This is a genomic window from Lysinibacillus sp. NPDC096382, assembly GCF_044762845.1.
Lineage (GTDB): Bacteria > Bacillota > Bacilli > Bacillales_A > Planococcaceae > Lysinibacillus.
The window spans coordinates 1-13,281 of the sequence record NZ_JBIWFC010000019.1; the positions used below are offsets into that span (position 1 = coordinate 1).

Below are 13,281 nucleotides of genomic sequence, written 5' to 3' on the forward strand. Positions count from 1 at the left end.
AAATATTTTAGACCGCAATTTTAAAGCAGATGCCCCAAATGAAAAATGGGTGACAGATATTACGGAATTTAAATTGTTCGGTGAGAAACTTTATTTATCGCCAGTTTTAGATTTATTTAACGGGGAAATTATCACGTATACAATTGGCTCTAGACCAACCTATTCACTTGTTTCAGACATGTTGGACAAAGCACTCGAACTTTTACCTGAGCACCACCAGTTACTCATGCATTCTGATCAAGGCTGGCATTATCAAATGAATAAATATCGTCGCGCCTTAGAATCAAGAGGGATTGTTCAAAGTATGTCTCGTAAAGGAAACTGTTACGACAACTCTGTCATGGAGAATTTCTTTGGAATTATGAAATCTGAATTCCTTTACATGAGGGAATTTGAAAGTATAGAGCATTTTAAAATAGAATTAGAAAAATATATAAATTACTATAATACGAAACGGATCAAGGCAAAATTAAAAATGAGTCCGGTGCAATACCGAACTCAATTTACCCAAGCTGCCTAATGAAATAACCGTGTCTAACTTTTAGGGGTCACTTCAAAACAGACCAAAGGTTTTTTTTATTGGAAGCGATAGGGTACAATAAAGCGATATAGAAATAGAAGTGAGGTGGCATATGTGCAACTACATTTTTTAGGAACAGGCGCAGGAATGCCTTCAAAGGAACGAAATACAAGTGCCCTAATGGTAAAGCTTTTGGATGAAGTGGGGGAAATGTGGCTTTTTGATTGTGGGGAGGCGACCCAACATCAAATTTTGCATACATCATTAAAGCCACGTAAAGTAACGAAAATATTTATTACACATTTACACGGTGACCATATTTTTGGCTTACCTGGCTTTTTAAGCTCTCGTTCATTTCAAGGCGGGGACGAGCCATTAACGATATTTGGCCCACAAGGTTTACAGCAATGGATTGAGCAAACTTTAGCCTTGTCAAAGACGCATTTAACATATCCATTACAATTTGTTGAAGTTCATGAAGGTATTATTTATGAAGATGAACATTTTACAGTAAGTGCAAGTGAATTGCGACATGTAGTTCCATGCTATGGCTACCGTATTGAGCAGAAGGATTTACCTGGCGAACTATTAATGGAAAAAGCACAGGCCCTTGGTGTCCCAAAAGGTCCTTTACTAGGACAATTAAAAGCAGGGAAAGATATTGAGCTAGCGGATGGCACCGTTGTATATGCGAAAGATGTTGTCGCCCCATCTAAAAAAGGCTTTACGCTCACTATTTTAGGAGATACTAAATACTGTCCAGAGGCTGTTTCATTAGCTAATGGAGCAGATATTGTGATTCATGAAGCGACCTTTGATGGTACTACGACAGATTTAGCAGCGAACTACGGACACTCTACAAATGTCGAAGCGGCCAAGGTGGCACAACAGGCAGGAGCGAACTATTTATTGCTAAACCATTTAAGTGCCCGCTTTTTACCACATGATTTACCAAAATTTTTAGCAGATGCACAGGAGGTTTTCCCACAAACCTTCCTGACATCCGATCAATCTGTATTCTCTTGGAATAACAACAAATTAACTTAAGCAAAAACATAAAGTACCCTTTAGATGACGTTTCATTTAAAGGGTACTTTCATCTTTTTCAGCGAATGTTTTTACTGTGCGAAAGCGAAGCGCCAGCAACAAATGTTTTTCTGTGCGAAAGCGAAGCGCCAGCAACAAATGTTTTTTCTGTGCGAAAGCGAAGCGCCAGCAACAAATGTTTTTCTGTGCGAAAGCGAAGCGCCAGCAACAAATGTTTTCATAGCGAAATACACCCAATATTTTGAGGTCACCCATTTATTAGTACGAATAATTATCGATATAATTCAATAATTTGACTGGCTATATATTCGGAGCTAAAGTGAACCCCGTTTCTGAGCCACCACATGATAATGCCAAGTATTGAAGATGCGAGAATATCCATCGATAGAGTACTATCAGCACCTTCACTTTTACGTTGTATGACAATCAAATCCTTTAATGTCCTATGCATTTTTTTTATGAAACCAGGGTGCTCAAATAGAACAGCTAAAATTTTTCTGTGCTTATAAAAGTAATCTAAAAATGTAATTAATTGTTCTTGATTATTTAAATTATCAATTTGTAAAGAAGGAGACATTTCCGACAACAAGTCGTCGAACATATCGTAAACTACTTGCTTTAATAAATCATTAATATCTATAAAATGTAAATAAAAAGTTGCTCGATTTAGCTCTGCACGTTGGGCTATTTTTTGTACTGTAAGTTTCGAAATATCTGGGTTTTCGATTAATATATCTACGACAGCTTCTTTAAATACCCGTTTAGAGCGAATAGCTCGTGGGTCTTGCTTTTTTTGTGTGGTCAATTTAATTCTCCTTTATCTATTAAATACAAATTTAATGAATAGTATTTTTAACTTTGTTGTTTAATTGACACTTCTTGAAAAATTGTAAATAGGAATCAAAAAATAAACGTGTTATTATCTATTTTATTGACATAGTGTTAATAAAACAAGTAGAAAGAGGAAGAATGTAATGTCGGAATCGATCAATAAAAAAGTACTATTAACAGTTTTAATTTTCGGGTGTTTTTTATCTACACTAAATCAAACGCTGTTAAACGTTGCATTAAGTAATTTAATGGACGTATTTTCTGTTTCTGCGACAACCGTTCAGTGGTTAGCTACTGGTTTTATGTTAGTAAACGGGGTGCTAGTCCCTATTACAGCATACTTAATGAAACGCTTCTCAACACGCCAATTATTTATAAGTTCAATGCTGTTTTTATTAGTAGGCTCTATTTTTTGTGCAATAGCTCCGAACTTCACCACTTTACTAATAGGTCGTATGATTCAAGCAATAGGGGCGGGAATTATTATGCCGTTGCTAATGAGTATCGTGATGTTTATTTTCCCTCCTGAAAAAAGAGGTAGTATGATGGGGTTAATTGGGCTAGCTATGATTTTCGCTCCAGCTATTGCACCAACATTAGCAGGTTTTGTAATAGATAATTATTCTTGGCGTTGGTTATTTATCGGCATCATTCCATTTGTCGTGATCATTCTATTTATGGCAATGAAATATTTAAATAATGTTTCAGAAACCGCAAAAGCAAAGTTAGATGGTATCAGCGTTATTTTATCAACAATTGGCTTTGGTCTTATTTTGTATGGATTTAGTAATGCAGGAAGCCATGGTTGGGATGATAAAGTTGTAATTGCTTCTATACTTGTAGGGATAATGATTACAGCAATGTTTTGTCTTCGACAAATTAAATCATCTGATCCACTTCTTAACTTATCCGTTTTTAACAATAAGTTATTTACGCTCACGTCCATCATCAACATTATTGTTACAATGATGATGTATGCGGATATGATTTTATTACCAATATATTTACAAAACGGAAGAGGGTTTACAGCTTTAGATGCCGGTTTATTATTATTACCGGGTGCACTTGTAAATGCCTTTATGTCTCCAGTGACAGGAAAAATGTATGACCGCTTTGGAGCAAAGCCGTTATTTATTATCGGTTTGATTTTTGTCATTCCTTCAATGTGGGTTGTAACGGATTTATCAGAAACAACAACCTATAGCTTTATAATGATACGTACTATTTTTCTACGTATAGGGTTGAGTTTTATCACAATGCCATTGAATACAGCTGGTTTGAATGCCTTACCGAAAACACTTGTCACACATGGTACAGCAGTGAATAATACATTACGTCAAATCGCAGGCGCAATTGGATCTGCTGTCGTTATTACAATTTTCACAGCACAAACGACAAACCATGCGAAAACATTGCTAGTAGAGACACCAGATGCTACGACTGAAGGTATTCGTACACTTGCTTCAATCTTAGGTTCAAGTGATGCCTATTATTTCATGACAATCTTAGCAATCATTGCATTTGTATTAACTCTATTTGTTCCATCTAAAAATAAGTTTAAACAACAAGCATAATGATTAAGCATTCAAAGAACAACTTTAAGAGCCTTACTACAATAAACTGTAGCAAGGCTCTATGTTTTTACAATTGGCTGTTTTCGTAAAGTTTGTTGCTGCTTTTAATAAAAATTTGCTTACACTAAAGAGCAAATGTTCTATAATATGGATGTGTACATATAAGGAGTGTTATGCATGAGACCTATGCTTACAAAAGAAATTAGTAGTCAAGATTTTATGGATTTTTATTGGTTAAAAGAAGAATTACAATCATTTTGTAGAGATAATGGAATAAGCGCGTCGGGCTCTAAGATCGAGATTTCTGATAGAATTGAAACTTTTCTTCGGACAGGAAAGATAAAAAAACCACAAAGAAATTCAAAGGCAAATAATAAACCTCGAACTAACAGTGAATTAAGTCTTGATACAGTCATTACGGAAAATCATCGTTGTAGTCAAGATGTGAGAGCATTTTTCAAGACGGTAATTCCAAAGTTTCATTTTTCTACCTATATCCAAAACTACATTAAAAACAATATTGGAAAAATGTATCGTGATGTTGTGGATGCTTGGTATGAAGAAGAAAAACGCAAAAAAGACCCATCACACCAGAAGAAAATTCCACCTCAGTTTGAATACAATCAATTCATTCGTGACTTTTTCTCTGATTCAAAAAATAAAGGGAAAAGTCGTGCAGAAGCGATTGAAGCTTGGAATAAAATGAAGAAACTCCCTGGGAGTAACAAATATATACCTGAAAATTAGTCTTATAATTGAGGTAATTTTCAACGAGTGGAATTTAGCATTTGTTTTCTATTTACAAGCCAGCGAAACCAATACCTCATTGTAAATTGCTCTATTAGTAGGTAGCAACAATTTATGTAAGAAAACAGCCATATGATTAAGTAGTCTCTACCTTTCAAGTTAAAAGAAAAGTAGTAATAGTTAGAATGGGAATTTGGAGTATAGAAGAATTATAATGCGATTAATAGTTAATTTTTGTATAATTGATTAAAGGGGAGTGGTTTTATATGAATCAGCAAAAGATGCCACCAGCACTATTGCGTTTAATCGTTATTTTTCCCAATGTGCTGAGCTATTTATTACTATTTGGACTAATTATGTTTGTTATCTCAAATTATGACACATTAAAAGCGACGGACAACTTAACGGTTTGGCTTATTTTTATTGTAGTGCTTGCACCGGCTGCTGCCTACACAACATTCAGTATCGTCAAGAAAATTCGTTCTGGACAAATGTAAGTAATAACAACACGTGTATTCTTTAGTTTATCTAATGGATACACGTGTTTTTTTCTTTGAAGTCTTTATTGTCATATTGTTAAAGTTATTGCTGATATTAGAAGTCAAAACTCATTGATAAACGAAGGCACATGATGAGCTGCTTGACAAGTGTTTCCCCTAAATCCTCTAATTTAGAAAAAGGCCCCCATTAAACTTTGTACAATTTCTAGGAAAAAAATAAGTTATCTTCTTCAATATTTTGTCGAAGAATTACGTTCAACTTACGATTTTCATTTGTGAAAAAAGTGTGCTCATTATCCTCATAGATTGTACATAATGTTCATTCATTTTCTTAAAGCGCATCATGAAAATACTTGATTTAGAAGAAAAGTTTTGATAGAAAGACCCCTTAGTTGTTTTACTCTCCTTGGTAATTCGATCCACAGAAACATTATCATACCCAAGACTTTTAAATATTTCGAGCGCTACATTCATAATATAGACCACAATCTAATGTATGGAGGTGTTTTAAAATGGGAAAATTAAGAAGTTCTGAAGAGTTGGAATCATTATTTAAGGATAATATGCGTTTATTAGTTGGAGGATTTGGTATTTCAGGAACGCCGTTAACATTATTAGATGCTGTAGCAAAGTTCGAGGCAGGAAATTATGAGATTGTTAGTAATAACTTAGGTGATGACGGCAAAGGGCTTCATAAAGTGTTCGAGGCAAGGAAAATTGCTAAAGCGATTGGTTCTTTTTTTACAATTAACAAAGAAGCTGTTATGGCTTGGTCAATTGGAAAATTGGAGATTGATTTAATGCCACAAGGGACGTTAGCAGAAGCAATTCGTTGCGGTGGTGCTGGAATAGGTGGTTTTTATACACCAACAGCTGTTGGGACACGATTAGCCGAAGGCAAAGAAGTTCGCGAAATTGATGGGGTTCGTTATTTATTTGAGAAGGCAATTAAAGGGGATATAGCACTTATTAAAGCATCGAAAGCCGATAAAGCAGGAAATTTAGTGTACCACACAACTGCAAGGAATTTTAATCCTCTAATGGCAACTGCTGCAGAGGTAGTTATTGCTGAAGTAGATGAAATCGTTGAAATTGGTGAGCTAAATCCTGAAGAAATTGTAACACCACACATCTTTGTAGATTTCATAGTTGAAAGTAAATACATCAAACAGGGAGGTACTTATGTTGACATTAAATAGTCGAGAAATAATTGCAAAGCGTATTGCATTTGAGCTAAAAGATGGGGACGTAGTGAATCTGGGGGTAGGAATTCCAACACTTGTTTCTAAATATATTGCAGATAAAAAAGTATATTTGCAAACTGAAAATGGGCTACTAGGCATGGGTCCATCACCACTCATGGATGAAATAGATATAGATTTAATTGATGCAGGGAAACATCCCGTAACAATTACACCCGAAGCGTCATTTTTTGATAGCGCATTATCGTTTGCAATGATTAGAGGAAAACACATAGACGTAGCTGTTTTAGGAACACTTGAGGTTGACCGTTATGGTGAGATCGCAAACTGGTCTGTACCGGATCAACCAATTTTAGGTGTTGGAGGTGCAATGGATTTAGTCGCTGGAGCAAAGAAAGTAATTGTAGCTAGTACTCTTTTTAAAAAAGATGGAACTCCTAAGTTAGTAGAATCGTTAACGCTTGATTCAAGTGGTGAACGACATGTTAATCAATTTGTAACGGAGTATGCAAATTTTATTTTCCAAGATGATGAGATTTTCATAGATGATATTTATGGAGATTTGACATTTGAAGAATTAAAAAGGCGAATTGGTTTACCGTTGAGACAAAAATAAACAACTATCAGGAGGGAACAGTAGATGTGGAGTTTAATTACGATTGTGATTTCATTAATTCTTTTAATCGTATTAGCTTTAAGGGGATTTAGTATTATCATCATCGCTCCTGCTGTGAGTTTATTTGTAATGGTAACGAATGGATTTCCGATTTTAGAGACGTTCCAAGATACGTACATGACAGGATTTATAGGTTATGTTCAGAAATATTTCCTGATTTTTTTATTTGCATCTATGTTTGGAAAGCTAATGGATGATAGTGGTGCAGCTCGTCAAATTGCTAATCTCTTATTGTTGATTATTGGTAAGAATAGCAAATACAAAGTGTTAGTAGCAATTATGGTCATTTGTGCGTTTTTAACGTATGGTGGGATAAGCTTATTCGTAGTAGTTTTTGCAGTATTACCGATCGCAAGACCATTATTCAAAGAGCTAGATATTCCGTGGCATCTATTCATGGCACCGTTCTTTACAGGCATTGGGACATTCACGATGACCATGTTGCCAGGGACACCTTCTGTACAGAACATTATCCCGACAAAGTACCTTGGGACAACCGTTACAGCGGCACCTTTACTAGGTATTATTGCAGCGGTGTTCGTTATTGCGATTAACCTATGGTATATGAAGTTCGCGTTAAAACGTTCAGAACAACGTAAGGAAACTTATGCAAATATGACAAACCCAGAAAAAGATGGTCAAGAAGGAATTAAGGATCTCTATGAAGGTCGTCCATTACCAAATATTGTTGTGAGTTTAGTTCCCCCAATTGCTTTACTAGTGATACTGAATGTTTTCAAAATTGATATTACTTATACATTAATGGGTGTTGTAGTATTAACAACTATATTATTCTGGAATTATATTGAAATAAAGAAAAATACACTAAATGAAGGTGCAGTATCAGCCATACTACCAATTGTTAATACGAGTGCAGACGTTGGTTATGGCTCTGTCATTGCAATTACAACAGGTTTCAGTCTTTTCAATGAAGCTATGACACAAATTCCAGGTAGTCCCCTAATTTCGCTTTTCTTAGCAACAACGGCACTTGCAGGCATCACGGGGTCTTCAAGTGGTGGTTTAGGGATTGCAATGGAAGCGCTATCATCAACTTATCTAAATCTAGGATTAAATCCGGATGCCATGCATAGGGTAATGGCAGTTGCCTCGGGAGGACTTGATTCATTACCGCATAATGGTGCTGTCATTACAATATTAGTTGCTTCAAAGTTAACGCATAAAGACGCCTATAAACATATCTTCGTTGTTTCGGTTATTGCGCCTTTAATTGCAAGTATTCCAATGTTGATTGCTACGGTTTTATTATACTAATGCCTAAGGGGGAAGTAAGTATGATTCAAAAGGTTGGAGTTATTGGAGCTGGAACAATGGGATTTGGGATAGCGTTACAATTTATCACGAATGGAATGCCCGTTGTTTTACAAGATATTAAGGAGGAATCTTTGCAATTAGCAGGTGAAAAATTAAAAACTTATTTAAAAATTTTTCGTGAGGAAGGGACATTGTTTGGCGATTCAGATGAGACAATTACAAATCGGTTAACCTTTACTACAAAAATCGAAGGTGTTGCTGGATGTGATTTGGTAATTGAATCTGCAACAGAAAACCTTGAACTCAAACAGGAAATTTTCAGGCAACTAGATGAAATTTGCGGGGAAAATGTAATTTTAACATCTAATACTTCAAGTTTAAAACTATCAGAAATCAGTCGTAATGTAGAAAAACATAAGGATAAAGTGATGCTAACACATTTTTTTAATCCAGCGCATATTGTTCCACTTGTGGAGCTTCTAAAAGGGCCTGATACGAAGCAAGAGACCTATGATGAAGTTAATGCGTTTATGAAAAAAATGAGGAAGGTTACAATTGAAGTTCGACGAGAGGTGCCAGGTCTTGTAGCCAATCGTATCCAAGTAGCATTAGCACGTGAAGCATTGTCATTGTTAGAAGATGGTGTTGTCTCAGAGCGAGATTTAGAAAGGGCCATCTTTGCAGGACCTGGATTCCGATTTTCGTCAAGTGGTTTACTGAAAATTATTGATTTTGGTGGGTTAGATATTTGGGATATTGTATTAGGACAATTACAACCAGAGATTGAAACGAATGTGCGTTCGTTTAGCGTAATAAAAGATAAAATCGATCAAGGTAATTTAGGTGTCAAATCTTCGAAAGGCTTTTTTGACTATCCAGGGCAAAGCTTAGATGAATACGTAATAGAGCGTGATCGTTCATTAATTCAACAACTAAAAACATTCGATAAAATGGAGATTGAGCATGCGTAATATTTTAGTGACAGGTGCAGGAGGCGGTTTAGGGGCAGCGATGGTGAAAAAGTTTGTTGAGGAAGGGGATTATGTATTTGCTACAGATTTAAAGTTAGAAGCAGCTCAAGCAGTGGCAGATTTATATCCAGGCAAGGTCGAGGCAATTGAGTTAGATGTTTCAAATGCAGTTTCTGTCCAACATGTAATTGATACCATTTGCAGAAAGCATGAACTGCATGTTCTTGTGAATAATGCTGGTATACAATACCGTGCTAAAATTGAAGATTTTCCAGAAGATAAGTGGGACTTGCTTCAAAATGTCATGTTAAAAGGACCATTCTTAATGACTAAGTATGTGTTCCCCTATATGAAAAAGCAACAACATGGGCGTATCGTTAATATATCATCGGTTCATGGTGAAATGGCTACACCTGAAAAAGTTGCATATGTCGCAGCGAAGCATGGTGTCATTGGCTTGACACGTGTAGCAGCACTAGAAGGTGCAATGCATGGAATTACTGTGAATGCTGTTTTACCTGGTCCTGTGAAAACACCATTACTTATAAAACAATTAAAAGATCTTGAAGAAAGTAGAGGCATGTCGGAAAATGAGGCATTAAATGAAATTGTCTATCCAAAGCAAGCGATGCAACGTTTTATTACAGCACAAGAAATTGCAGATAGTGTATTCTTTATTTCTTCGAAGCAAGCAACGGGGATAACGGGTGAAGCATTGAATGTTTCAGGTGGGATGTAAAAAGGGGGATTGACCATGTCTGTATATATTGTAAATGGTAGTAGAACAGCATTTGGTAATTTTGGAGGTGCATTAACACACAGATATTGATCTTGGCGTTGCTGTTGTAAAAGAAGCCTTGCAGCGTTCAGGGGTGAAATTCCAACACAGATTGATGAAATTGTATTCGGCAATATTATCCACACAACGAGTTCCTCAGCATATTTAGCTCGACACATTTGCTTGAAAGGTTGTGACGTAAAGCATAAATTTTCCGTTTGGAAAGTTTATGCTTTATTTTATTTAAGGAAAATTTATGGTTGATTCGGTGATACTTTTTAATTTTCTCATATATAAATCCTGGTCAATTGATTGGGATGAAGCGAAGGAACGTTCTGTTTCCCTTGGTATGGATACAATTGATTTTCTCGTGGAACAAGGGATTCAAGTAACCTATCAAGCTATTCGGGAGCATTCGAAACAAGTTGACCCTCAAGGAAAAGGGATTAATCCAAATACCATTAAACGTAATGATCAATTGTATATGTATTATCAAAGGCATAGTCACACTTATAAAGTCAATCAAGTGCGTAAAAAGCCCACAGCATCTCCTTAATGGGATAAATCTAACGCAAGAAGAATTTTCTTGAAAGAGACATAGATACCGTAAAAACAAAGTATTTGAAGCTTCCAAGGAAAAGTTACATTCACGCGTTGATTGGGGGAATTTTTGGTGTATTAGGCGTATGTATTCTCATCTATCCGATATCCGAATTTGTACAACTTTCAGGGGTCCAATGACATAAAAGGAATTATGATTGCGATCTTAGGCACGCTTTTTACAGCAGTAGGTGATGCCAGCTCAGCACGAAATGCAAGTCACAAGGTGAATCCTATCTATGCAAATGCAATTGGATTTACAGTAGGCAGTATATTGATGGGAGTAATTGTATTATTTCAAGAACAAGAATTTATACTTCCAACATCGGTTTCATGCCTATCTGCGTTATTATATTTAACCTTGTCTTTTGCAGCATTGGTTATTCTATTTGAAACTAGTGGAGAAAATTGGAGGTTCTCAAAGTGGTTATATGGTTGCACTTTTCCCGGCAATTGGAGGAATAGCTTCCGTTGTAATCGGTGAGTCAAATCCATCATTGTATTTGTTTGCTGGTTGTTTTTCTAGCTGTATTGGCGCTGCCATCGCATTAGGGTTTGGAACTGGAAGCAAAATGCGAAATTACGTCTAAAAAAAGCTAATTAAGAAGGAATAACTTTTGTGAACTTGAAAGTAGGGCTCATTTATTTGGTTCTCAGGTTATTGAGCAAGAATACATGAACATCAAATGGAATATAGACCTATAGATGGTCTAGGGGCTGATCTGAGTTAGACATCTTTATTCGTATTGGTTTTTTAGCAGGTGAAACTGGCGAAGTTGCACGAGCTATAAGAGTCCTTGAGATAGGAGGGATAGGCCTTCAATCTCAGTGTAGAAGAGGACTTTTCGAAAAATAATGTTGATAACATAATACGATTTATCAAGTTCAATGGTGAGAGAAAAGCGAGACTTGAAGCGGATTATAAAACAATAGTGAAATCGTTTGCTGATATGAAAGAGGGTAGTCTTAAAACTGAAGTGGGAAGTATATCTAAAATACCGAATAAGCCCATCTGGGACATTTATTCTATAGAAAAATACTTTGGCAGCGAATTTCTTTGTGAGTTTGGGGAAGTGAATCTAACAAAATTACAAGAATGGATACAAATCCGTGCTTTACCAAAAAACATTCTTACTTCACATCAAGTTGTTAAGGATGTAAGGCTGGATTTTGTAGTCATGTCATTTACAAAGTGAAAAAAAGATGCTAGATGCATTTTATTCGCGGTTAGTTAGCTGAATCAACGGGAAATAGTTATCATTGAAATAATTTAACCGACCCTATTAGATGCAACTCTTGTGTACAAGTTGTGGTGAAATTTATAAACAGAAAGCGCTTGTTTAAATAAAAATTTATTACCTAGTAAAATAAACTACACATTTTTCTTACTGACCAGGACTAAATGTCTTGGTCTTTTTTATTTGATTATCGAGGTGAAAAATATTGGATTATATGGTAAAATTAATGCATTTGGGTAGGCGTTTACTAGATATAAATAAAGACATAATTATTGAGAGTTGCAAATAATTCGAACTAAATGAGGTGATTGGATAGCTGTTATTGAGTCAAGGTCACTCTAAGGAAGTGATTCGATTCCGATAATAAATTCATAATAACAGGGGTGTAGGAACTTTTGCGGTTGTAGGGTTTGATTAATGTAAATGACTAAATGAAATGGATACGAATACAATGACGAAAAAATTTTTGTTTTGGAATATTAATAAGAAAAATTGCTCTGACTTAATTGTTAAGTTAGTAGATGAATTATCAATAGATGTAATAATATTAGCGGAATTAATTCAACAAAATGCTTCTAATAAAGGTCAAGGAAATGCTATTAGTTTAGCTAACTTAATTAGTAATTTAAATATTAAAACTGGAAAAAAATTTATTTCACGTTTTAACAGTGGCCAAAAAATAGTTTTGATTGATAGCCTGCAAAATGGTCAAAATGTTAGTTCAGATGAAGATAAAAGATTATCTAGCTGTAAATATCGTATTAATAACGAAGATATTTTAGTGGTTGGAGTACATTTAAGAGATCGTTATACGCATAATGTGGATGACTTATTTGATTTAGCTGGTCAACATAGAGAATTTATCGACAGTTATAATGTTGATAAAGTTATAGCAATTGGTGACTTTAATATGAATCCTTATGAAAAAGGCATTATGGGAGCTACAGGATTTAATGCAATTTTCAGTAAGGAAGAAATTTGTTATAATCCAGATAGGAATTTTGGTATAAAAAAGACTCCATTTTATTATAATGCTTCTTGGGATGCCTATAAATTAAAGTCACCTCAAGGAACATATTATTACGAAAATAAGGACACGTCCTTAAACCCTTATTGGAATCTGTTAGATCAAGTGCTTTTTTCCTCAGCAATGATGGACACATATATTGGCGATTCATTTAAAATAATTACAACTATATCCGGCAATCAACTACTGAGGGATAAGAAAAGTAAGACGACTAAAATTACGAAAAAAGTCATTAATAAAAAAATCTCGGACCACTTACCAATTGTGTTTGAAGTAGATATTTAAGGATGATATG

16 protein-coding genes and 2 pseudogenes are annotated in these 13,281 nt (G+C 35.2%); 15 read left to right on the top strand and 3 right to left on the bottom strand.

Features of this window, described 5'->3' with window-relative positions; translation table 11 throughout:
- A partial coding sequence (locus ACIQZA_RS20440) for an IS3 family transposase (RefSeq protein ID WP_403009967.1) occupies positions 1-520 on the top strand: 520 nt, incomplete at its 5' end.
- Positions 521-634: 114 nt separating this feature from the next.
- Complete coding sequence (rnz, locus tag ACIQZA_RS20445) at positions 635-1,567, top strand: ribonuclease Z (protein ID WP_400936770.1); 933 nt, start codon at positions 635-637, stop codon at positions 1,565-1,567.
- A 36-nt stretch (positions 1,568-1,603) separates the two neighbouring features.
- Here the strand turns inward: rnz and ACIQZA_RS20450 are convergent, their stop codons facing one another.
- The gene (locus tag ACIQZA_RS20450) at positions 1,604-1,804 is read right to left on the bottom strand and encodes a hypothetical protein (RefSeq protein WP_402883697.1); all 201 of its coding nucleotides are present in this window, start codon (positions 1,802-1,804) and stop codon (positions 1,604-1,606) included.
- Between the two features lie 34 nt (positions 1,805-1,838).
- Positions 1,839-2,372, bottom strand: a complete 534-nt coding sequence (locus ACIQZA_RS20455) for a TetR/AcrR family transcriptional regulator (protein ID WP_400936773.1) — start codon at positions 2,370-2,372, stop codon at positions 1,839-1,841.
- A gap of 169 nt (positions 2,373-2,541) precedes the next feature.
- On the opposite strand from ACIQZA_RS20455, the gene ACIQZA_RS20460 reads away from it, so the two are divergent.
- The 3 genes from ACIQZA_RS20460 to ACIQZA_RS20470 all read left to right on the top strand — a co-directional run bounded on the left by ACIQZA_RS20460 (position 2,542) and on the right by ACIQZA_RS20470 (position 5,216).
- Positions 2,542-3,972 carry a DHA2 family efflux MFS transporter permease subunit gene (locus tag ACIQZA_RS20460; RefSeq protein ID WP_402883694.1) on the top strand — a complete coding sequence of 477 codons (1,431 nt, stop codon included), beginning with the start codon at positions 2,542-2,544 and terminating at the stop codon, positions 3,970-3,972.
- A gap of 177 nt (positions 3,973-4,149) precedes the next feature.
- The gene (locus ACIQZA_RS20465) at positions 4,150-4,719 is read left to right on the top strand and encodes a DUF6434 domain-containing protein (protein ID WP_400936777.1); all 570 of its coding nucleotides are present in this window, start codon (positions 4,150-4,152) and stop codon (positions 4,717-4,719) included.
- A 266-nt stretch (positions 4,720-4,985) separates the two neighbouring features.
- Positions 4,986-5,216: an acyl-phosphate glycerol 3-phosphate acyltransferase gene (locus ACIQZA_RS20470; protein WP_132359946.1), complete on the top strand. Its 231-nt coding sequence runs from the start codon at positions 4,986-4,988 to the stop codon at positions 5,214-5,216.
- Positions 5,217-5,474: 258 nt separating this feature from the next.
- Here ACIQZA_RS20470 and ACIQZA_RS20475 read toward each other — a convergent pair whose 3' ends face one another.
- Positions 5,475-5,693: a TetR/AcrR family transcriptional regulator gene (locus ACIQZA_RS20475; protein ID WP_400936779.1), complete on the bottom strand. Its 219-nt coding sequence runs from the start codon at positions 5,691-5,693 to the stop codon at positions 5,475-5,477.
- 38 nt (positions 5,694-5,731) lie between these two features.
- Between ACIQZA_RS20475 and ACIQZA_RS20480 the strand changes: the two genes are divergently transcribed.
- The 10 genes and pseudogenes from ACIQZA_RS20480 (at position 5,732) to ACIQZA_RS20520 (ending at position 13,271) form a co-directional block, all read left to right on the top strand.
- Complete coding sequence (locus ACIQZA_RS20480; protein WP_400936782.1) at positions 5,732-6,418, top strand: CoA transferase subunit A; 687 nt, start codon at positions 5,732-5,734, stop codon at positions 6,416-6,418.
- Positions 6,402-7,037, top strand: coding sequence for a 3-oxoacid CoA-transferase subunit B (locus ACIQZA_RS20485; protein ID WP_402883693.1), 636 nt, complete (start codon positions 6,402-6,404; stop codon positions 7,035-7,037). The genes ACIQZA_RS20480 and ACIQZA_RS20485 overlap by 17 nt, the downstream gene beginning before the upstream one ends.
- Before the next feature lie 24 nt (positions 7,038-7,061).
- On the top strand, positions 7,062-8,372 hold the full coding sequence (locus ACIQZA_RS20490; protein ID WP_142507069.1) for a GntP family permease: 1,311 nt from the start codon (positions 7,062-7,064) through the stop codon (positions 8,370-8,372).
- Between the two features lie 20 nt (positions 8,373-8,392).
- On the top strand, positions 8,393-9,343 hold the full coding sequence (locus tag ACIQZA_RS20495; RefSeq protein ID WP_402883690.1) for a 3-hydroxyacyl-CoA dehydrogenase family protein: 951 nt from the start codon (positions 8,393-8,395) through the stop codon (positions 9,341-9,343).
- Positions 9,336-10,082 (top strand): 3-hydroxybutyrate dehydrogenase, encoded by a 747-nt coding sequence (locus ACIQZA_RS20500; protein WP_402883689.1) that lies wholly within the window; start codon positions 9,336-9,338, stop codon positions 10,080-10,082. The genes ACIQZA_RS20495 and ACIQZA_RS20500 overlap by 8 nt, the downstream gene beginning before the upstream one ends.
- A 295-nt stretch (positions 10,083-10,377) precedes the next feature.
- Positions 10,378-10,677, top strand: a complete 300-nt coding sequence (locus ACIQZA_RS20505; protein ID WP_402883687.1) for a hypothetical protein — start codon at positions 10,378-10,380, stop codon at positions 10,675-10,677.
- A 76-nt stretch (positions 10,678-10,753) separates the two neighbouring features.
- Positions 10,754-11,325 (top strand): annotated as a pseudogene (locus tag ACIQZA_RS20510) (EamA family transporter); the annotation flags it as partial.
- 117 nt (positions 11,326-11,442) lie between these two features.
- A pseudogene (locus ACIQZA_RS25575) lies at positions 11,443-11,529 on the top strand (MazG nucleotide pyrophosphohydrolase domain-containing protein); the annotation flags it as partial.
- Positions 11,530-11,653: 124 nt separating this feature from the next.
- A complete protein-coding gene (locus ACIQZA_RS20515) occupies positions 11,654-11,917 on the top strand; it encodes a hypothetical protein (RefSeq protein WP_403009970.1) in 264 nt (87 codons plus the stop codon).
- A 493-nt stretch (positions 11,918-12,410) separates the two neighbouring features.
- Positions 12,411-13,271 carry a hypothetical protein gene (locus ACIQZA_RS20520; RefSeq protein ID WP_402883686.1) on the top strand — a complete coding sequence of 287 codons (861 nt, stop codon included), beginning with the start codon at positions 12,411-12,413 and terminating at the stop codon, positions 13,269-13,271.
- Positions 13,272-13,281: the final 10 nt, after the last annotated feature.

What these genes read in the sequence shown, in the direction of transcription:
- ACIQZA_RS20485 (WP_402883693.1), top strand. Translation starts at nt 6,402, where the DNA reads ATGTTGACATTAAATAGTCGAGAAATAATTGCAAAGCGTATTGCATTT.
- ACIQZA_RS20460 (WP_402883694.1), top strand. Translation starts at nt 2,542, where the DNA reads ATGTCGGAATCGATCAATAAAAAAGTACTATTAACAGTTTTAATTTTC.
- ACIQZA_RS20465 (WP_400936777.1), top strand. Translation starts at nt 4,150, where the DNA reads ATGAGACCTATGCTTACAAAAGAAATTAGTAGTCAAGATTTTATGGAT.
- ACIQZA_RS20475 (WP_400936779.1), bottom strand. Translation starts at nt 5,693, where the DNA reads ATGAATGTAGCGCTCGAAATATTTAAAAGTCTTGGGTATGATAATGTT.
- ACIQZA_RS20470 (WP_132359946.1), top strand. Translation starts at nt 4,986, where the DNA reads ATGAATCAGCAAAAGATGCCACCAGCACTATTGCGTTTAATCGTTATT.
- ACIQZA_RS20500 (WP_402883689.1), top strand. Translation starts at nt 9,336, where the DNA reads ATGCGTAATATTTTAGTGACAGGTGCAGGAGGCGGTTTAGGGGCAGCG.
- ACIQZA_RS20520 (WP_402883686.1), top strand. Translation starts at nt 12,411, where the DNA reads ATGACGAAAAAATTTTTGTTTTGGAATATTAATAAGAAAAATTGCTCT.
- ACIQZA_RS20490 (WP_142507069.1), top strand. Translation starts at nt 7,062, where the DNA reads ATGTGGAGTTTAATTACGATTGTGATTTCATTAATTCTTTTAATCGTA.
- ACIQZA_RS20495 (WP_402883690.1), top strand. Translation starts at nt 8,393, where the DNA reads ATGATTCAAAAGGTTGGAGTTATTGGAGCTGGAACAATGGGATTTGGG.
- ACIQZA_RS20505 (WP_402883687.1), top strand. Translation starts at nt 10,378, where the DNA reads ATGGTTGATTCGGTGATACTTTTTAATTTTCTCATATATAAATCCTGG.
- ACIQZA_RS20480 (WP_400936782.1), top strand. Translation starts at nt 5,732, where the DNA reads ATGGGAAAATTAAGAAGTTCTGAAGAGTTGGAATCATTATTTAAGGAT.